This window comes from Klebsiella grimontii (genome assembly GCF_042137965.1).
Taxonomy (GTDB): domain Bacteria; phylum Pseudomonadota; class Gammaproteobacteria; order Enterobacterales; family Enterobacteriaceae; genus Klebsiella; species Klebsiella grimontii.
This window is the reverse complement of record NZ_CP169722.1, coordinates 107,337-124,019: the sequence shown is the minus strand read 5'-3', so window position 1 is coordinate 124,019 and position 16,683 is coordinate 107,337. Positions and strand designations below refer to the sequence as shown.

Here is a 16,683-nt window from a genome sequence, read left to right as displayed (position 1 = left end):
ACGCCCGGAGACTGAACGAATTGACCGGTTAATGGTCTTGTAAATATTTGTTTTTTTTGATATTTTATATTTTATACTGTGTCATTAAGGCCCCCAGATGCATCAGGCCAGGGGGCAGTGTATAAGAGGTAAGTATCAGCAATCAGAATGAACGTGCTTTTGTATCACATGGAATGCTTATTACATTAATGTACCCCCTGACGAATGCCTCACAAGCCATTCAGCAAAACGTCTGGCAAAAGGGTTGCTGAAACCGGTGGTCGGATAAATCAAATAGAAATCCTCGGTCGTCGATAAGTGCTGTTCGAAAGGGGCGACCAGCGTGCCTGATTTCAGTTGATCCTCGACCAATGAAGAGCGGCCCAGCGCCACGCCAAATCCCGACTCAACAAGATTAAGGACGCAGGCATAGGTGTCGAACTGCATTCCTCTGGAGGTATTGACGGTACTGCAGCCGACATATTTTAACCATTCTCCCCATCCCTGTTCATAGCCCATAACATGGATGAGATTATGATGCTCAAGGTCATGAATATCATTTAAATTTAATTGATTGAGTAGTTTTGGTCCGCAAACGGGAAAAAGTTTATCATGGGTCAGACGCACGAAATTGACGCCCTGCCACTGGCCCTTCCCCCAACGAATCTCCATATCGGCGCTGATGTTTTCCTCGCGCATCCAGATATCAGTGTTGAACTGGATATTGATATCCGGATGTTCTTGATGAAACAGGCTCAGACGACGGGCGTTAAGCCAGTAGGTGAAAAAAGCGATACTCCCTTTAACCTTGATTTGTTTGCGATGCCCTTCACCAAAAATCTCATTTGTGGCGATTTCTAAATGTTGAATTGATGCCTGCACGATGGTCAAGTAGGCCAGTCCCTCTTCCGTCAGTTCAATACGGCGCGCCAGCCTGATGAACAGATGTGATTTAAGGTGCGCTTCCAAGCTTCTGATATGCTGACTGACCGCTCCCTGTGTCATATGAAGTTCTTCTGCGGCAAGGGTAAAACTCATGAGTCTTGCCGCCGATTCGAAAGAACGCAGCCAGTTTAGTGGGGGGAGCTTTCTCACGTTTTGCATCTCGTTCCTCGTGTTCTCTCCTGCTGCGTGCGGCTAGGGTCATGCGCAGGAACAGAGTTAATTCTGCGATTGTCACATAGCTTCTGAGCCTATGTATTAATTTTTCGATATCTTAGCACGTTATTTTTTCTGTTTAATTTTTTCTCATTTTAAGAGATTCTCCCGGCATAGGATCAGCTGACAGGCTATAGAGCTGCTGGATAACTTTCAACTGGTTATCGATCTGATTACGATTATGAATAGAAATTAAACCCATTTATATATTCTGTTACGGACATTTTAATGAATAATTTTGATACGTTACTTGCGGGGTTAGATCACTATACGGATAGCATAACGGGGGGATTGGTTCCTTCAATTCATACCGCCGTTTCATCCAGAACAATAATGAATGATGCAGCGATCAATTATATTCGCAGCGGCAATCCAACCACCCAACTGGCGGAAAATATTTTAACCAAAATGGAGGGCGGGGCGTCTGCCGCGGCGTTTAACTCCGGTGTTTCAGCGGCGTGGGCAGTTTTGCTGACTCTTAAGCCACATGATGCCATTGTTGTTGAAAAAGACTGCTACTATGAATTTTTCAAAATCATGAGCGATTTTTGTAGTCAACATCAAATTACGATTTATTTTATTGATCTATCTGATTATGATGCCCTGGAAACGGCATTAGCCGGAAGAGCTATCTCGTTTGTTTGGGCGGAAACCGCCACCAATCCCTTATGGAAGATCGTCGATATTGCCAGAGTCGCCCGTCTCGCCAAGCGCTACGCATCGCGGTTAATCGTCGACTCTACAGTCTCAACCCCGCTTGCGGTACAGCCTTTGGCGCTAGGCGCCGATATAGTCCTGCATTCCGCAACAAAATATTTAAACGGCCACGGAGACCTGACTGCGGGCTTTCTGGTGTGCAAAGAAAACGATTACTGGTGGCAGCAGATATTAAATTTCAGAACCAGCGCGGGACTGATTCTTCAGCCCATGGAAGCATGGCTGCTGGTTCGCGGGATGCGCACCCTGGCGTTAAGGTACGGTAAAGCTAGCGCTAATGCGCAACAACTTGCAAACTGGATGTTAACGCAAAGCGCCATTGCCGAAGTTTTCTATCCTGGAATAGCCGCCAATGAATCCGCCGATCTAGCCAGAGTTCAGATGAATAATCTCTATGGCGCAATGCTGTCATTTCGGGTGAAAAACGGAGCCGTGGCCGCAAGAATATTACCTAAACTTACCAAGCTATTCAGAAACTCGACCTCGCTAGGGTCAACAGAAAGCCTGATTGAATACCGAAAAGATACCGAAGGAGAGGAATCATCTTGTCCTGACGATCTGCTCAGACTTTCGGTCGGCATTGAAAATGGACTGGATTTGATCAATGACTTAGCGCAAGCGTTCGATGCGTTGCAAAAATTAAAAATATAATCGACATCATGAGTGGGACAATGAATACACCTATAACGCCGTTGGCAAAGCGTAAAGACCGATATCGAGGATATAGCCTATGGCTGATGCTGACGCTCATGGTATTATTATGGGGATTAAGTTGGCCAGCGATGAAAACAGCGCTCCATGATATTCCTCCACTGTGGCTAGGAACCCTGCGATTCTTAACCGCCGGAATATGTCTGTTTATCATCGTCGGGTGTAAAAAGCAATTGACCGTCCCATCGAAAAAAGATCTGCCGATAGTCTTCAGCGTCGGAGGCCTTCAGATGCTCGCCTTTACGGCGCTGGGGCTGATCGCAATGCAATATACCGACGTCAGTCGGGCGGCACTGCTGGCCTATACAACGCCTTTGTGGGGGGTGCTCTTCGCCTGGATAATCAATAAATCGCTGCCCCAGAAAAAGCAGCTGCTCGCTTTATGTATAGGCATTATCGGTATTGCCATCATCTGCTCTCCGCTGGAGATAGACTGGTCCCAGCAGGGGATGGTAAAGGGCAATCTGTTCTTGCTACTAGCGGCGCTTTGCTGGTCGGTGGTGATTTTTCACGTTAAACAGCATCAATGGCATCTGTCACCGCTGGCGCTGGCACCCTGGCAAATGTTATTTGCGACAATACCGATGCTGTTGCTTGCCATTAAATATGAGGGATGGCCACGTGAGATCCACTGGAGTCCGCTGCTTTGCGCGTTGATTGTTTTCATCGGACCGATTGCGACCTCTGTTTGTTTCGTGATATCGACGGAGTGCGGCCGAAAAGTATCCAGCTTTACAATGTCAAATTTCACGTTGGGCGTCCCGGTGATTGGCGTCATCTCATCCGTAGTTTTCCTCGGCAGTCATCTTACCTTTGTCTTTTTGAGCGGCTTAATCTTGGTGTTTACCGGGGCCATGATGGCAGTAGCCTTTTCATTTCGGGACGCTTAACAGAGGGAGTTTTACCTGGATGAGATTATCTGCTTGAGCAAAGCGGAAATTCGGCTCTGTCGCATTAAGAAGCCGTCAGATAACATACTGTTTTTTTTGGCGATATTACCTCACTATGCAGTTGATCCGAAAAGCCTTCAAACGTCTGCACTATCCTGTCGATATTATTGCTCAGTGTGTTCGCTGGTATCTGACTTACTCACTCAGCCTGCGAAATCTCGAGGAGATAATGGCTGAACGCGGTATCACTGTCGACCATTCCACAGGCAAAGCAAGTATCTGAATAACCTGATTGAGCAGGATCATCGAAATATCAAACGACGAATACGTCTGATGCTGGGATTTAAGTCGTTCCGTCGGGCACCGACGTTGCTGGCAGGTATTGAGCTGCTCCACATGATACGTAAAGGACAGTAGCAACCCCCACAAAGTGATGGATTGTCACCCGCAGAACAATTTTATCTGTTAACTGCCTGTAAATTCAGCAGCATACAATTGCTGACATGCATACGCTAATGCGACAGAGCCCTTGAAGCTCGCGCCTGGTTGCTGCAGAACAAAGCTGAATTCATCGCTCTGATCCTGGGCATTGAAGTCGTAAAAGTCGGGTAATCGGAATGGCTGGCGGGGAAGAAATTGGCCTGTCAGCCTGTTCCCATATTGTCAACTCCCGTAGAGTTAAGTACAATGTTTCCATAATGGAAACCGGAGACATGGCGTGCATGTTATATCACGAGCCCCTTTTGATGAGGCGGCAAGACACTATCCGAATGATGCAGCGGCCATCGATGACACCTATCGTGTACTAAAGCGGGTTGTCGCAAAAAAACCGGATGAGCTAAAGCGATACTTTACTAGTCTGGATCGCATGAAATACCGGGAGAAATGGTGGGTTATCGATATCGGCGGTAATAACCTTAGAATGATGTTTTTTGCTGATTTTGAGCGCGGAAAGATATTCGTCAAACACATAACCACCCATGCTGAATATGATCGCTTAACGAAATATTATCGGGAGCACAAAGAATGATTTTTAGCGATGCCATTAAAGCTGCGAATGACCTGGCCAGTATTGTCCCTCTGCTGGGTGGCAGCTCGTCCCGCAAAGATTACGAAGAGGCACTTAAACTCGTTGAATATCTTCTGGAACATGATCCGGACAGCCCGCTGGTTGATATGCTGACTGCCCGCATCGATGCCTGGGAAGATAACGCGGTGGAATTTGAAGAATTTAATACGCGCATCGAAGCAGGCAAAAACGGTGTATCGTTGCTGCGGGTTCTTATGCAGCAACACGGGCTTTCACAGTCCGATTTCGAAAATGAGATAGGTAAAAAATCGCTCGTCAGCCGGATCCTCAGTGGTGAACGCAGTCTGACCCTTGATCACATGCGGGCGCTGGCAAATCGATTTCAAATCCCGGTCTCGATGTTTGTTGACTGATACCGGAACAGAGCAGGCGAAGAGGGCACAGATGAAAGAGCGAGACGTATTTTGTGAACTGCTGGAAGGCATGACTGCATGGCGAGAATTCAATGCAGGGAATGAAACGCTGCGATCGCACAGTAGCTGTCTTAAACCTGTCATTCTGACTACGAGACGGGCAAAAAGGCCGCGCGCCTGCGGCGCCGGGAAAACCGGGCCGCGCTGACGCGCCGCCCGCATTTCCTTTCGGCGTCTTCCCTGTTTGCTGCCCGCTGTCTTACTGCTTCTTCTCCCTGCTGTGTCGTCGCTGTTAAACCCTTTAAGGCCTTTACGTCAAAGGCATAACAACTCTGGACCCCTTCGGCTCCTGACCCGCTGGCGCGGTTCAGTCGTCGAGCCACACTCCGCTAACCGCGAAAAGACGCGGTAAGCTCCGCCGAACCCGCTACGCGGTTTCGGGCCTGACGGCTAGTGTCTGAGGTCAACTGCAGCGCTTGCTGCGACCGTTCCGGCCGCGCCGCTTTCACCGTGCCGGCGATACACCTGCCGGCACTCTGATGGCGCCACGCCGTTCCGTCGTGTCGGGTGTGTTCATTCTCATCCCTTCCCCTGGTGAGTCATCTCTAGTCCGTTCCCCGGCGAAGGGCTGTTCGTAGCACCGCCGTGTCGTCACCCAAGGGGTAAATAAACTCCGCCAAAAACTTTTTGCCAGGGACCGCAAAAACTTTTTGTCTCCGCCCCTTGTTCTCCTCCTTACGACGTTGCTCCTTTGCCCTTTGCCGCCAGGGAACTCACCGAGAGATGGATTAACCACCAGACCAGAGGAAAAGCAGAATGAACACACAGAACGTCAACGTCAAAACCGCCACCAAAGAATCTACCGAAAGATGGGTTGAAAACCGTCAGGCCAACGTGATTAGCGAGCAAAAGAGCCTCCTGATGTATCTGGCGGAGCTTAAAAACAAGCGCCTGAGAGAAAGCGAAAGAGCTGAACTGGTATGGGGCACGTTGATGCGTATGGCTGATAACGTCCTGGGGGCGGGAGTGGTTGACTGGCACGCGGACGTTCTGCAGGTGCATTTCGGCGTTGCTCAACCATGGCTGCAGTCCCGGAAACTCGTTGAGCTTCTTTTTGGTGATACCGGTAAGGATGCGTGGAATGACGCACGCAAATACATTGCTGACTCAATGCGCGCTGAACGCCATATGCCATGAGTCTGCTTATTTCCCCAACATCTGGCGGTCCGGGGGCCGCCGGTGATCCACATAAGGAGAGACGTATGAACTTACACCTGACCGAATCATCAGCCCATCCAGGAATGCTGGCTACAGCAGAATCAGAGCGCGAATACTGGCTGAGCCGGCAGAAAGCAGCGGTTAAAGCCCCCTCAGAAATCGACGTTCACACGTTCCATGACGCGCTGGGCCTGATGTATCCGCTCAACTGGTCAACAAGTGAGAACGGCGAGTGGGAAACGTTCATGCTGCAGGAAATGGTCTGCGGTGACGTGACAGAGATATATGCCCGCTACGGAGCCAGATATTTCCGGCTGCGGGATGTGTGCAACCTGAGCCATGCACAGATCACAACGCGCATTAAGGAGGAATTTTACCTGTTCCGGAAATGAAAAAAGCAGGGAAAACCCTGCTTTATCCACGCCGTAAAAGTCGCTGGAACGATTTTTACGGCTGTTCAAATTAACTAAGAGGTACATATGAACCTATCTATTCTTTCACCTTCCACTGAGGCTGTAAAGCCCCGCCGTCATCAGCGCAACCTGCGGGACGACATCGCCGCACAGGAGATTGACCCGGCGCTGAAGGCCTTCGGGCGGCATATTGCCCGGAGCGTTCGCAAGGGGCGTGGCGTCCATATCCCCGCGATGAACAACTCCGCCTTCGGGCAGGTACTCCGCACGCTTGAACTTAAACGCGCATGTAACTGATAAGGTGAGCCGCTCCTTCGGGAGCGGCAACAGCGGAGATAATTGTATGTCACAGCTTGGTTTTGCCGATGTGTTCAATATGGCCAGAGAAACCGCGGATAACAGCCCTGTCATTCAGGCAGGGCAGCAGATCGCGGAACAGGTGCCTGCGGTTCATCGTATGATGAGCGAGCAGTACAGCCGGGGCCGTTTTATCAGCCTTTTTAAGGATACGGGCCGCCATCTGGGGCGCTGGGAAGTGTTCAGTGATTTTCTGTCACTCGCCGCCAGTGAGCTGGATATGGCCCGGATAAGAACGCCGGAGAGCATGGAGCACTGCCGGAAAATCTGCGCCCGGTACGAGGCCACCGACATCGCGAACATGCAGGAAATGTTCTGCCTGATGGTGTGTGCGCTGGAAGCGAAATTTCATGATTTCCTCGGCGCGATTTTTATGGAGCTGGAGCTGGGCGATAATTTTCGCGGGCAGTATTTTACGCCGTATTCGGTGCAGTGTCTGATGGCGCGAATGCTGATGCCAGGCGTCAGAGACACTATCCGCCGGGAAGGCATTGCCACCGTCAGCGATCCGGCGTGTGGGGCCGCAGGGATGCTGATCGCCTATGCAGAGTGCCTGCTTGAAGCGGATATTAACCCCTCCATGCACATGTTTGGCAGCTGCATTGATATCGATCCGGTGGCGGCAGATATGGCCTTCATCCAGCTGTCACTGCTGGGGATAGCAGCGGAAGTGGTGACGGGCAATACGCTCACGATGCAGTTCCGGCGGGTGAGGTATACCCCGGTTTACTACCTCAATGATTTTGAAAAACGACTGGCAGCTCTGCGCCGGTTCAGGGCTATGCGGGACTTCATGCGCGGAATACAGGAGGCCGCGTAAATAACCGGAAGGGCAGGGGATAACCTGCCCGACTGCGCTGAAAGGCCGCAGCGCCTGTGGCGCTGAATAATACCGGCTGCGCTACGCGCCGCCCGTATTACTCCGGCGCGGTATTATCTCATCAATATTCTTTATTCATCCCTGTTACATCGCTTCCGATATTCTGCTGTGTATCTCTTCCGCTATTTATCTCTGATGAAAGATTAAATAAATACTGACCCGGGCGTCGTCCCTGTCGGCACACGGCTGTCGTGAACAGAGCCAGCAAGCTGTCTCTGCCCTGTCGGGCTTCCATCCTGACGCAAATTCAAAATCTCGCTTGCTGCATCCTTATCAGGATGCGCCGCTCTCACCGTGGCGATAAATACCCGCCACTCCAGGGCCTGAACGTGAATCCGATAAACACCGGATTGACGTTCAGGGTTGTGCGCATTCTCACTCCTGCTCGATATCGCCCGACTTCATCTTTCGCGGAGGGCTGCTTTTAGCATCAGCCGTGGAGGAAATAAAGGGGTATATAAACGCCGCGCGCCCCTTTATTTCCTCCCCGTCGGCTGCAAATTGCCCTTCGCCGCTCAGTGATGAAGTCGAACGTTTTAATAACCCGCGAAGGAGAAAATCAGTATGCGCACAATGAAAGTCAACATCGCCACTCGTGAATCAGACGAACAGTTTAAAACAGATAAATATCTGCGCTGTGCCGTAACCAATGGTAAAGCTCGCCTTGATTATATCCCGGACCTCTTTTTTACGCCGTTAGCCGATAATATGGCCGCGAGCTGGTTACGCCAGCATTCTGAATACGACGGCGGTTCCTGGTCTTACTGGGTTATTCCACAGGGTGTCGGCGGGAATATTGCACCAAACAGCATCCAGTTCATTACCACGCAGACCGGATATATCGCACCTGAAGGTGAGCAGCGTTACAGGATGTGCATCCCGGGAAATTATTTCGAAGGTGAGGTCAGCGCTGATGCAGCAGGCATTATTGCCACGCTGATGATTATGAACAGGCTGTCCTGGCACGTGGCTGAAATGGGGCCGCAATATGACCAGATCTGCAGGCGACTGGTTTCACGGCAGGATGCGCTGAAGGATTATATCAGCATTATTCATCATCCCGAACGGCATTTAATATGGCGGGCAATTGATTAATCACTTCTCTGTTATAAAGACCTCATGAATGAGGCCTTCATTTTTTTGTTAAAGATGACTGGCCGGCATTTTTATTTTTTTTGATAGCGAGGTAGATGGCCTCAATCTTCCTGGCGTACTCCAGTCGTCGTATGGCCTGCCTGTCCGTTCTTAGGAACCCGGCGTTGTAGGCGCCGACTGCCTCCCAGCTGACTCCCCATTTTTTAAAAGCCAGTGCCAGATAATAAGCACCGGTGTAAATATTCAGACAGGCATCAGTCAGAAGGTGTCCCGGTTTAATACCGTACTGCGACAGTTCACCCTGGTGTTGCGAGTCGATCTGCATCAGTCCGGCACCGTAGCCAGCTCCCGGGTTTTTCCCGATGGCATTCACCTTCCATTTAGACTCCTGCCATGAAATAGCCCGCAGCAGATCGGGATCTATTCGATAGTCCCGTCCTGCCATATCAAAACAATCCGCAGCCCAGGCAGGCGTGGAAATTAAAAGCAGGGTAGCTAATACCAGTTGTTTTCTCAAAAGACTCCCTCCGGGTCGGTTCCTGCAAATACGTTAACCCAGACCATAACCAGACTCAACATATATGCACTCCTCACCACAAAATCACCACACCCCACGCAAAATTAAAATTTTGCAGATTGCTACTTGAAAACAGTGAGTTAACGTGGCTTATGTTATTTTATTTAATATAAGCTAATGTGTCAGTGAATTAAAAACGATTCACTGACAATTCATGAATGATTCGCTAATGAATCGTTTATGATTCACCTCATTAGAATCAGGGGGTTAAGATGAATTGACTTGTAATTCAATTCATGATGTGATTCGCATATTGAATTGCAAAAGAAAGGCCTGAGACATGATTCAATTCATGAATTAAATTGTGAGTCCTTCGCATGGTTTAGCATCAGGTAAATAGATTTAGGTCTGAAGTTTTTATAAGGAGAACGATATGGGTAAAGTGCAGGCCTACCCCAGTGATGAAGTGTGTGAGAAAATTAATGCGATTGTGGAAAAACGTAGAATGGAGGGGGCGAAGGAGAAAGATGTCAGTTTTTCCAGTATATCGACAATGTTACTTGAGTTAGGCCTTCGGGTTTATGAAGCTCAGATGGAACGTAAAGAATCCGGATTTAATCAGATGGCATTCAACAGGGCTTTACTTGAAAGTATTGTGAAAACACAATTTTCAGTAAATAAAGTCCTGGGGATTGAATGTCTGAGTCCTCATGTTAAAGATGATCCCCGCTGGCAATGGAAGGGTATGGTTCAGAATATCCAGGAGGATGTTCATGAAGTCATGCAAAGATTTTTTCCTGATGATGAAAATAATGATGAAGAATAACATAGGATTTTTCGTGGCAAAGACGTTGATTGTGTTAATTAAAGGAAAATCCATTCAGTGTATGTGCGATTCTTCTAATAATGGTTAATATTTCAGGATAAAGATCTGGTCATTTTAGGTGACATTACTGGGGCTGGATTTTATAATTAAGGTGTAGTTAAAATTTGAGAAACATTGGTGTAGAGAGCTCGAACCTCTCTACACCAACTATCCATAGAAACCTTCTAGGAGGCACCTATGTGTGCGATGGATCGTAGTCAAATCATAGTGTACAGTCAATCGGAAATCATCAAGCATCTTGATGATTTACTTTCAATCTCATCAAGTCACTGCTTTATACGCGATGCTCATGGCGAATTAATTTATTTGAGCCCTCTCTTTGAAAAAAACATGTTGAATGACAATGAACTAAAATCCTGGTTCTCGTCAATTTCTGTTGATGTTCGGTTAGAATTATTTAACGCCGAGATCAATTCCTTGTCAGGGATGGGACCGTATATCTTTAAGAATGTTAAATCAATAAATTGTTTGCTAAATGTATTTATTGAATCCATTTCTCTAAATGATGCTAAATTTGTAAGATGGGTTTTCTTTTCAGAATCCACGAGTTTCTTACCTCTGGAGAACGAACATAGCCGATCCTCTATACAAATTGATGATATCTTTTGTTTGAGAAAAAAAGTGGATTTAGATTTCTGGAAGGTTTTTAACTTGTATGCTTATGGTTTTACTATATCAAAAATTTCTGGTTCTACAAATTTGACTGAAGACCAGGTTAAAAAATTAATAAGAAAAATTAAAAATGATTGCTTTATAAATAACAGGGACTGCTTGGGGGTGTTGATTTTGAATACACTTAATTATAGCCAGCTTGCTTTTAATGTAATCAAAATCCTATCTGGCAAGTGTTAAATTTATGTAAATCACGCGCACTTTTAGTGCGGGTGATTGTGAAAATAATTTACTCAAAACCCCTCCTTAATTTGTTTACTTTTAATTCTGCAAATGTAAACTTTTTTAAGAGTTGGTAATTTTATTTTGGAGGTCGATTGGAAAGAGCGATTAGGAGTAACGCACGACCTGCGCCAGGGAAAAATGTTCTTCTGAAACTTGATGAAGAGACTAATCGTCGACTTATCAAAGCAAAAGACAGAAGCAGAAGAAGTAAAACATCCGAAGCCTATTTGAGACTGAAAGATCATCTTGAAAGGTTTCCGGACTTTTATAACTCAGAACTTACCGTACCAGGAGGTGAACAGGAGAGATGATTTAGCAACATAGTCATAAATTTGTTTTATATATCCATCATTCTTTTTTAAAGGAAATAAACATGAATGCTGTATTAAGTGTTCAGGGCACTGCTGTCTCTGAAGAAACTAAGCCGTCTTTTCTGTCCCGCGTTTTCAGCAAGAAGACGGCACTGAAAACCCTGAAGTATGCCCTGCCTGCTGTGGCTGTGGCCGCGCTGTTCCCGCAGGCGGCGATGGCCACCGCGACTGACCTGATGAAGTCCGGTGATACCACGGTCAAGGGTACCTTCGGTAAGTCTTCCAGCGTGGTCAAGTGGGTGGTACTGGCTGAAGTTATCGCAGGTGGCATCATGTACATGATGACCAAGAACGTAAAATTCCTGTTTGGCTTCGCCATTATTTCCACCTTTATCACCATCGGTATGTCAGTCGCCGGATACTGACAGGGAATAAGTGATGACGGGAGACGAATTAAAGAAATACCGTTTCCCGGAAACACTGACTAACCAGTCCCGCTGGTTTGGTTTATATCTCGATGAACTTATCCCGGCCGTGATATGTCTCGGCTGGGGTTTCTGGACCAGCAAGTTCATATTTGGTATGGCTGCAGCGGCACTGGTTTTCTGGGGTATCAAGAAACTGAAAAAAGGGCGGGGCAGCTCCTGGCTACGCGACCTGATTTACTGGTATCTGCCAACGTCTCTTCTTAAAGGTTTCTTTCATGATGTTCCGGACTCCTGTTTCCGGCAGTGGATTAAATAAATCAACGGGGAAATAACATATGGAACATGGTGCCAGGCAAGATACCACGCGTGTTATCGCCGTGGGATTTATCTGTCTGGGGACGCTTTTTACCCTCAGTCTTGCGACAAATATCATTCAGGGCATTAATAACTACCGCCTTCAGACAGAACAGAAAGTGGCGGTGACACCGATGTTATTCAGTGCCCCGTTTGCGGTTTCACAGAATCAGGCCGACGCCTCTTATATTGAACAACTGGGGCTGAGTTTTATTGCGCTTCGCCTTAACGTCACACCGGAAACGGTTGATGCCCAGCATCAGCAGCTGCTCCGGTATGTATTACCGGCCTCGCAGAACAGTCTTAAGGTCCAGCTGGCTGAAGATGCGAAACGAATAAAAGAAAATAATGTTAACGCCACCTTTTATATGACGTCTGTCCGCGCCTGGCCTGCGGAGAACCGCGTTGATATCAGGGGGGAGCTGAAAACATGGATTGGTGATTCGAAACCCTACAGCGAAATTAAAAGTTATGTCATTCAGTTCAGTCGCGTCGACGGCGTCAGCTGGCTGGCGCGTTTCGGAGAAATAAATAATGAAAAAAATTAATCCGTTATTTATTTCAGGTTGCCTGTTATTTACGGTGCCTGCAATGTCCGCCACCCTCAGTGGGACGCTGGCCCCGACCGTGGTCCCTCTGACAAACGGCGGGCAGGCTAATATCGCGGTGAGCAACACCGATCCGAACCTTTTTACTGTACCCGGGGACCGTATCACCGCGATTAACAGCCTGGATGGCGGCCTGACCAATCAGGAGCAGACCGACAGCGGGGGGGCTATTCTGGCGACCGTCAGTAAAAAGCCGTTCACCTTTATCGTGGAAACCGAGCGCGGCCTGAACTTCTCCATACGTGCTGTGCCGCACGCAGGCGTCGGTAGAACCATTCAGCTTGTCAGTGAATTGTCGGGAACACCGGGACCGGCCAGGGCATGGGAAGAGTCTAATCCGTATGAATCCGTACTGGTCACCCTGAACCGTGCCGTGCGCCAGGGGAGTGTTCCTGGTGACTATCAGGCTGTCCCGGTCACGTCAGAAACGCTGGCGGTGCCAGCCGGTTTGCGTGCCACGGCAGAGAAAGTCTGGACAGGGCATCACCTGAAGGTCGTCCGTTACAGTCTGGATAATGTCTCGCTGTCGCCTCGTATGGTGCGTGAGAGCGATTTCTGGCAGCCCGGCACGCGCGCCGTCATGCTCAGTACGCCTGCAGGACCGCTGACCGCCGGTGGCCGGATGCAGGTCTGGGTGACCACCTCTGATGCTGGAGGGAACCGCTGATGGCGAACTTCAACACGCTGATTAAGCGCAAGCAGTACCTCTGGCTGGGGCTCATTCTGGTGGGCGGCGCAGCTGCCGTTGGCGGCGGTCTGTATCTGTCAGAGCTGAACCTGAGCTCTGATGAAGAGGCCCCTGCTCAGGGCGAACCCGCACCGGACATGACCGGGGTGGTCGACAGCAGCTTCAACAGCAAAGTGGAGCAGCATGCCACCACCGAGATGCAGGCCACGGCGGCAGACCTGAACAAGCGATTTGCCTCCCTGCAGGGGGAAGTGGACCTGCTCAGTAAAGCGCGGAATGCAGACCAGGTCCGTATCGACAAACTCAGCAATGAGAATGCGGCCATGCAGGAACAGCTGAAGGCGCTGGGCGTTAAGCCGGCTGTCTCTGGCGGCGAACCTGCGCCAACACCGCCGTCTCCGCCTCCTGGCCCGGAAGGCGAGCCGCAGCCTGCCAGTTATCCGCCGCAGTCCGGCGCAGCGGTACCGCCTCCGACGGCATTTTATCCGGGCAATGGTGTGACACTACCGCCACAGGTCAGCTACCAGTCTGTGCCGGTTCCGAACCAGATACAGCGTAAAACATTCAACTACAACCGGGGCAAAAAAGGGCGGGAGCTGCCCTATATCCCTTCCGGCAGCTTTGCGAAGAGCATCCTGATTGAAGGGGCCGATGCGAATGCTTCTGTCACGGGTAACGAATCCACGGTGCCGATGCAGCTGCGTGTGGTGGGTCGTGTCGAGATGCCGAACAGCAAAACGTATGACCTGACCGGCTGCTTTGTCGGTCTCGAAGCCTGGGGGGATGTCTCCAGTGAGCGCGCCATCGTCCGCACCCGCAATATCAGCTGCATCAAAGGGGACAAAACCATCGACCAGCCGATAGCCGGGCACGTCTCTTTCATGGGCAAGAACGGGGTGAAAGGGGAAGTCGTGATGCGTAACGGAAAAATCCTCGGCTGGGCATGGGGGGCCGGTTTTGTTGACGGGATTGGTCAGGGAATAGAGCGTGCTTCTCAGCCGGCTGTCGGGCTGGGGGCCACGGCGACGCTCGGTGCCGGTGATGTTCTCAAAATGGGGTTTGGAGGCGGTGCGTCAAAAGGAAGTTCAACACTGAGCGAGTACTACATTAAACGTTCAGAGCAGTATCACCCTGTTATCCCGATTGGTGCCGGCAATGAAGTCACCGTGGTCTTTCAGGATGGGTTCCAGCTGAAAACCATTGAGGAGCTGGAAGCGGAAAAGAACGGTCAACAACAGGCGCAGAATCAGGAGCCGGTCGCGCAGCCTGAAGCGCAACAGTCAGGCAGCAACCTGAACGGGTTTAACACTGACGAAATGCTGAAAAAACTGGGCAAGCTGGACCCACGCCAGTTCTCACCAGGCGCAGAAGCGCAGGGAGAAAACCATGGTTAAGTCCCGCACTGCTCTCGTTCTGTCCTCGCTGCGCTGGTTCCGCTGGCTGATTCAGCATGCGGTAGTGTATCCGCTGGCCACGATGATGCTGCTGATTGTGGCAGCGCTGTGGCGTGGTCATATCACGCCCGGTCAGATGCTGGTGAATACCATCGAATCGGTGCAGCGGGAAGGATATGTCATTCACGACTGCACGGAACCCGCTTCGCGCGAAGCACTCAATGGTGATGCGGTGAAGCCATTACTGCCTCCTGTTTTACAGGAGGATTGCTCTTCTTTCAGTACGGATGCGGCAGGGTATGCAGCACATATCGACCAGGGCTACACGAAAAACATCCTCTGGCTCTGGTTTCTGATGGCGGTGGTGTTTACGGGTGTCGCGGTGGTTTTCGGCCGTACCCCTGCCAGCAGAACAGGTATCACGTGGGTGAGGGATGCGCGGGGGAATGTTTTTCCCGGATGCAGACCCGGCAAAGGCGCGATATCACCGTTACTGGCCGGATATCAGAAACGCGGTGAGACCATCGTGATTTATGACCCTTCCGCCAGATTTAGCGAGGAAGATAAAAATGAAAACAAAGAGAAATAATCCATACCCCGATGAAACCGGTAATGCGGTTCCGGTCGGGGAGCCTGGTGCAGGAAAAACAGCGTTTTCATCAGAACTGATTTTCGCCCGATCGGATGTCACTCAGCTTAAGCGTGTTGACGAAGCGATGAGTCCGGGAGAGCGGGATAAATTTGTCCGGACGATTAAGGCAAACACTCTGTTCAGGATGAACCTGAAAAAATAACTGATAAATAGCGAGAAATATCATGAAGGAATTAATGCTGTTAATTCCTCTGGGCAGCGCTTTGCTCTTAACCGGGTGCGCGGGCACAGAGACGGAATTCGAATGTAATGCCACGACATCGGATACCTGTATGACGATGGAGCAGGCGAATGAGAAAGCGAAGGCCCGGGAGGAAAGCGCCGCAAAGCCGGCTGCGGCCGGGTTGCCTCGACTGGCTGACGGCAACTTCCGCACGCTGTCGCAGGTATCGTACCCGCTGCCGCCGCAACCGACCCTCTCTGCAACCGGCACAACTCCAGTGTCAACGGCGGCAGTGAAACCGGCAGGCATGCTGAGCGCGCCGCCAGTACACCCGGTGCAAAACGCCAGCAATCGGACCGCGCCGCTCACTGCCACGCCGGTCAGTCAGACATTTCGTTCACCTGTAACGCTGCCGGGCAATTATCCCCGGCCACTCAGGAAGGGAGAACAGACGGCCTCCCTCTGGATAGCGCCGTATATCGATGCTGAAGACGTCTATCACCAGCCCACCACGGTGTTATTTGTGGTGACGCCATCGGCATGGGGTCAGCCCCGAATTAACTAATCAACAGCGGCGTTAATGGCGCTGTGAACACTGAATGTACACCGGATTTAAAACGAGTGCCCTCTGCGTTGAAAGGGATGGGCGGTAGCGTGCTTTGCACCTCGCGCTTGTGGTCTGAAAATTTATGAAGAATGGAGTCGTTTTTTATGATTAAGTTTCAGGATTTTAAAAAAGATAAAAAAACATCTGGCAATGGGGAGATTGACTGCGTCCGTAAAATGAATGAATGGATTGAAAACAAGAATATTCAGGTAATTTCAGTTGAAACCCTGACCGAAGTTACTGGCGACGGTTTCTCTACCGACACCTGTTTTATAATGCTCAGGCTCTGGTATAAGGAAGTCTGTTAAGTCCAAAGG

General features: G+C 49.8%; 23 protein-coding genes and 1 pseudogene. 22 read left to right on the top strand and 2 right to left on the bottom strand.

Annotated elements, in window-relative coordinates; all coding sequences use genetic code 11:
* Positions 1–180 precede the first annotated feature (180 nt).
* On the bottom strand, positions 181–1,083 hold the full coding sequence (locus ACE3MN_RS27480; protein ID WP_060598839.1) for a LysR substrate-binding domain-containing protein: 903 nt from the start codon (positions 1,081–1,083) through the stop codon (positions 181–183).
* Positions 1,084–1,365: 282 nt separating this feature from the next.
* On the opposite strand from ACE3MN_RS27480, the gene ACE3MN_RS27475 reads away from it, so the two are divergent.
* The 10 genes and pseudogenes from ACE3MN_RS27475 to ACE3MN_RS27430 all read left to right on the top strand — a co-directional run bounded on the left by ACE3MN_RS27475 (position 1,366) and on the right by ACE3MN_RS27430 (position 8,861).
* The gene (locus tag ACE3MN_RS27475; RefSeq protein ID WP_072122725.1) at positions 1,366–2,505 is read left to right on the top strand and encodes a trans-sulfuration enzyme family protein; all 1,140 of its coding nucleotides are present in this window, start codon (positions 1,366–1,368) and stop codon (positions 2,503–2,505) included.
* Positions 2,506–2,525: 20 nt separating this feature from the next.
* Positions 2,526–3,455 carry a DMT family transporter gene (locus ACE3MN_RS27470; RefSeq protein ID WP_158236771.1) on the top strand — a complete coding sequence of 310 codons (930 nt, stop codon included), beginning with the start codon at positions 2,526–2,528 and terminating at the stop codon, positions 3,453–3,455.
* A 115-nt stretch (positions 3,456–3,570) separates the two neighbouring features.
* Positions 3,571–3,872: pseudogene (locus tag ACE3MN_RS27465) on the top strand (DDE-type integrase/transposase/recombinase).
* A gap of 301 nt (positions 3,873–4,173) precedes the next feature.
* Positions 4,174–4,485: a type II toxin-antitoxin system HigB family toxin gene (locus tag ACE3MN_RS27460; RefSeq protein ID WP_023292165.1), complete on the top strand. Its 312-nt coding sequence runs from the start codon at positions 4,174–4,176 to the stop codon at positions 4,483–4,485.
* Positions 4,482–4,898 (top strand): type II toxin-antitoxin system HigA family antitoxin, encoded by a 417-nt coding sequence (locus tag ACE3MN_RS27455; RefSeq protein WP_049010942.1) that lies wholly within the window; start codon positions 4,482–4,484, stop codon positions 4,896–4,898. Before ACE3MN_RS27460 ends, ACE3MN_RS27455 begins: the two co-directional genes overlap by 4 nt.
* Before the next feature lie 816 nt (positions 4,899–5,714).
* On the top strand, positions 5,715–6,095 hold the full coding sequence (locus tag ACE3MN_RS27450) for a hypothetical protein (RefSeq protein ID WP_142446391.1): 381 nt from the start codon (positions 5,715–5,717) through the stop codon (positions 6,093–6,095).
* Positions 6,096–6,160: 65 nt separating this feature from the next.
* Positions 6,161–6,508 (top strand): hypothetical protein, encoded by a 348-nt coding sequence (locus ACE3MN_RS27445; protein ID WP_142446392.1) that lies wholly within the window; start codon positions 6,161–6,163, stop codon positions 6,506–6,508.
* A gap of 87 nt (positions 6,509–6,595) precedes the next feature.
* Complete coding sequence (locus ACE3MN_RS27440; protein WP_142446393.1) at positions 6,596–6,826, top strand: hypothetical protein; 231 nt, start codon at positions 6,596–6,598, stop codon at positions 6,824–6,826.
* A gap of 46 nt (positions 6,827–6,872) precedes the next feature.
* Complete coding sequence (locus ACE3MN_RS27435) at positions 6,873–7,706, top strand: N-6 DNA methylase (protein WP_142446394.1); 834 nt, start codon at positions 6,873–6,875, stop codon at positions 7,704–7,706.
* A gap of 624 nt (positions 7,707–8,330) precedes the next feature.
* Entirely contained in the window at positions 8,331–8,861 is a 531-nt protein-coding gene (locus tag ACE3MN_RS27430; RefSeq protein ID WP_155553373.1) for an antirestriction protein, read from the top strand.
* 37 nt (positions 8,862–8,898) lie between these two features.
* On the opposite strand, the gene ACE3MN_RS27425 is transcribed toward ACE3MN_RS27430, so the two are convergent.
* Positions 8,899–9,306, bottom strand: a complete 408-nt coding sequence (locus tag ACE3MN_RS27425; RefSeq protein WP_224232568.1) for a transglycosylase SLT domain-containing protein — start codon at positions 9,304–9,306, stop codon at positions 8,899–8,901.
* Positions 9,307–9,811: 505 nt separating this feature from the next.
* On the opposite strand from ACE3MN_RS27425, the gene traM reads away from it, so the two are divergent.
* The 12 genes from traM to ACE3MN_RS27365 all read left to right on the top strand — a co-directional run bounded on the left by traM (position 9,812) and on the right by ACE3MN_RS27365 (position 16,674).
* A complete protein-coding gene (traM, locus tag ACE3MN_RS27420; RefSeq protein ID WP_155553375.1) occupies positions 9,812–10,204 on the top strand; it encodes a conjugal transfer relaxosome DNA-binding protein TraM in 393 nt (130 codons plus the stop codon).
* Positions 10,205–10,441: 237 nt separating this feature from the next.
* Positions 10,442–11,116 carry a hypothetical protein gene (locus tag ACE3MN_RS27415; RefSeq protein WP_142446398.1) on the top strand — a complete coding sequence of 225 codons (675 nt, stop codon included), beginning with the start codon at positions 10,442–10,444 and terminating at the stop codon, positions 11,114–11,116.
* Between the two features lie 191 nt (positions 11,117–11,307).
* Positions 11,308–11,472 (top strand): TraY domain-containing protein, encoded by a 165-nt coding sequence (locus tag ACE3MN_RS27410; RefSeq protein ID WP_185927446.1) that lies wholly within the window; start codon positions 11,308–11,310, stop codon positions 11,470–11,472.
* Between the two features lie 62 nt (positions 11,473–11,534).
* Complete coding sequence (traA, locus tag ACE3MN_RS27405; RefSeq protein WP_142446400.1) at positions 11,535–11,897, top strand: type IV conjugative transfer system pilin TraA; 363 nt, start codon at positions 11,535–11,537, stop codon at positions 11,895–11,897.
* A 13-nt stretch (positions 11,898–11,910) separates the two neighbouring features.
* Positions 11,911–12,216: a type IV conjugative transfer system protein TraL gene (gene traL, locus ACE3MN_RS27400; protein ID WP_020323523.1), complete on the top strand. Its 306-nt coding sequence runs from the start codon at positions 11,911–11,913 to the stop codon at positions 12,214–12,216.
* Positions 12,217–12,235: 19 nt separating this feature from the next.
* Positions 12,236–12,802, top strand: a complete 567-nt coding sequence (gene traE, locus ACE3MN_RS27395) for a type IV conjugative transfer system protein TraE (protein ID WP_020323527.1) — start codon at positions 12,236–12,238, stop codon at positions 12,800–12,802.
* Positions 12,789–13,529 carry a type-F conjugative transfer system secretin TraK gene (traK, locus tag ACE3MN_RS27390; protein ID WP_375364398.1) on the top strand — a complete coding sequence of 247 codons (741 nt, stop codon included), beginning with the start codon at positions 12,789–12,791 and terminating at the stop codon, positions 13,527–13,529. Before traE ends, traK begins: the two co-directional genes overlap by 14 nt.
* Positions 13,529–14,944 carry an F-type conjugal transfer pilus assembly protein TraB gene (gene traB / locus ACE3MN_RS27385; protein WP_375364397.1) on the top strand — a complete coding sequence of 472 codons (1,416 nt, stop codon included), beginning with the start codon at positions 13,529–13,531 and terminating at the stop codon, positions 14,942–14,944. The genes traK and traB overlap by 1 nt, the downstream gene beginning before the upstream one ends.
* Positions 14,937–15,533, top strand: a complete 597-nt coding sequence (locus ACE3MN_RS27380; RefSeq protein WP_224232551.1) for a conjugal transfer protein TraP — start codon at positions 14,937–14,939, stop codon at positions 15,531–15,533. The genes traB and ACE3MN_RS27380 overlap by 8 nt, the downstream gene beginning before the upstream one ends.
* On the top strand, positions 15,514–15,738 hold the full coding sequence (locus tag ACE3MN_RS27375; protein ID WP_064362914.1) for a hypothetical protein: 225 nt from the start codon (positions 15,514–15,516) through the stop codon (positions 15,736–15,738). Before ACE3MN_RS27380 ends, ACE3MN_RS27375 begins: the two co-directional genes overlap by 20 nt.
* A gap of 22 nt (positions 15,739–15,760) precedes the next feature.
* On the top strand, positions 15,761–16,324 hold the full coding sequence (traV, locus tag ACE3MN_RS27370; RefSeq protein WP_135800737.1) for a type IV conjugative transfer system lipoprotein TraV: 564 nt from the start codon (positions 15,761–15,763) through the stop codon (positions 16,322–16,324).
* 146 nt (positions 16,325–16,470) lie between these two features.
* Positions 16,471–16,674, top strand: a complete 204-nt coding sequence (locus ACE3MN_RS27365) for a hypothetical protein (RefSeq protein ID WP_142446404.1) — start codon at positions 16,471–16,473, stop codon at positions 16,672–16,674.
* Positions 16,675–16,683: the final 9 nt, after the last annotated feature.

Excerpts from the sequence above, each read along its gene's own strand:
- ACE3MN_RS27430 (WP_155553373.1), top strand. The coding sequence starts at position 8,331 with ATGCGCACAATGAAAGTCAACATCGCCACTCGTGAATCAGACGAACAG.
- traB (WP_375364397.1), top strand. The coding sequence starts at position 13,529 with ATGGCGAACTTCAACACGCTGATTAAGCGCAAGCAGTACCTCTGGCTG.
- ACE3MN_RS27380 (WP_224232551.1), top strand. The coding sequence starts at position 14,937 with ATGGTTAAGTCCCGCACTGCTCTCGTTCTGTCCTCGCTGCGCTGGTTC.
- traV (WP_135800737.1), top strand. The coding sequence starts at position 15,761 with ATGAAGGAATTAATGCTGTTAATTCCTCTGGGCAGCGCTTTGCTCTTA.
- traL (WP_020323523.1), top strand. The coding sequence starts at position 11,911 with ATGACGGGAGACGAATTAAAGAAATACCGTTTCCCGGAAACACTGACT.
- ACE3MN_RS27450 (WP_142446391.1), top strand. The coding sequence starts at position 5,715 with ATGAACACACAGAACGTCAACGTCAAAACCGCCACCAAAGAATCTACC.
- ACE3MN_RS27435 (WP_142446394.1), top strand. The coding sequence starts at position 6,873 with ATGTCACAGCTTGGTTTTGCCGATGTGTTCAATATGGCCAGAGAAACC.
- traE (WP_020323527.1), top strand. The coding sequence starts at position 12,236 with ATGGAACATGGTGCCAGGCAAGATACCACGCGTGTTATCGCCGTGGGA.
- traM (WP_155553375.1), top strand. The coding sequence starts at position 9,812 with ATGGGTAAAGTGCAGGCCTACCCCAGTGATGAAGTGTGTGAGAAAATT.
- ACE3MN_RS27415 (WP_142446398.1), top strand. The coding sequence starts at position 10,442 with ATGTGTGCGATGGATCGTAGTCAAATCATAGTGTACAGTCAATCGGAA.
- ACE3MN_RS27475 (WP_072122725.1), top strand. The coding sequence starts at position 1,366 with ATGAATAATTTTGATACGTTACTTGCGGGGTTAGATCACTATACGGAT.
- traK (WP_375364398.1), top strand. The coding sequence starts at position 12,789 with ATGAAAAAAATTAATCCGTTATTTATTTCAGGTTGCCTGTTATTTACG.
- traA (WP_142446400.1), top strand. The coding sequence starts at position 11,535 with ATGAATGCTGTATTAAGTGTTCAGGGCACTGCTGTCTCTGAAGAAACT.
- ACE3MN_RS27480 (WP_060598839.1), bottom strand. The coding sequence starts at position 1,083 with ATGCAAAACGTGAGAAAGCTCCCCCCACTAAACTGGCTGCGTTCTTTC.
- ACE3MN_RS27365 (WP_142446404.1), top strand. The coding sequence starts at position 16,471 with ATGATTAAGTTTCAGGATTTTAAAAAAGATAAAAAAACATCTGGCAAT.
- ACE3MN_RS27375 (WP_064362914.1), top strand. The coding sequence starts at position 15,514 with ATGAAAACAAAGAGAAATAATCCATACCCCGATGAAACCGGTAATGCG.
- ACE3MN_RS27455 (WP_049010942.1), top strand. The coding sequence starts at position 4,482 with ATGATTTTTAGCGATGCCATTAAAGCTGCGAATGACCTGGCCAGTATT.
- ACE3MN_RS27470 (WP_158236771.1), top strand. The coding sequence starts at position 2,526 with ATGAATACACCTATAACGCCGTTGGCAAAGCGTAAAGACCGATATCGA.
- ACE3MN_RS27445 (WP_142446392.1), top strand. The coding sequence starts at position 6,161 with ATGAACTTACACCTGACCGAATCATCAGCCCATCCAGGAATGCTGGCT.
- ACE3MN_RS27440 (WP_142446393.1), top strand. The coding sequence starts at position 6,596 with ATGAACCTATCTATTCTTTCACCTTCCACTGAGGCTGTAAAGCCCCGC.
- ACE3MN_RS27425 (WP_224232568.1), bottom strand. The coding sequence starts at position 9,306 with ATGGCAGGACGGGACTATCGAATAGATCCCGATCTGCTGCGGGCTATT.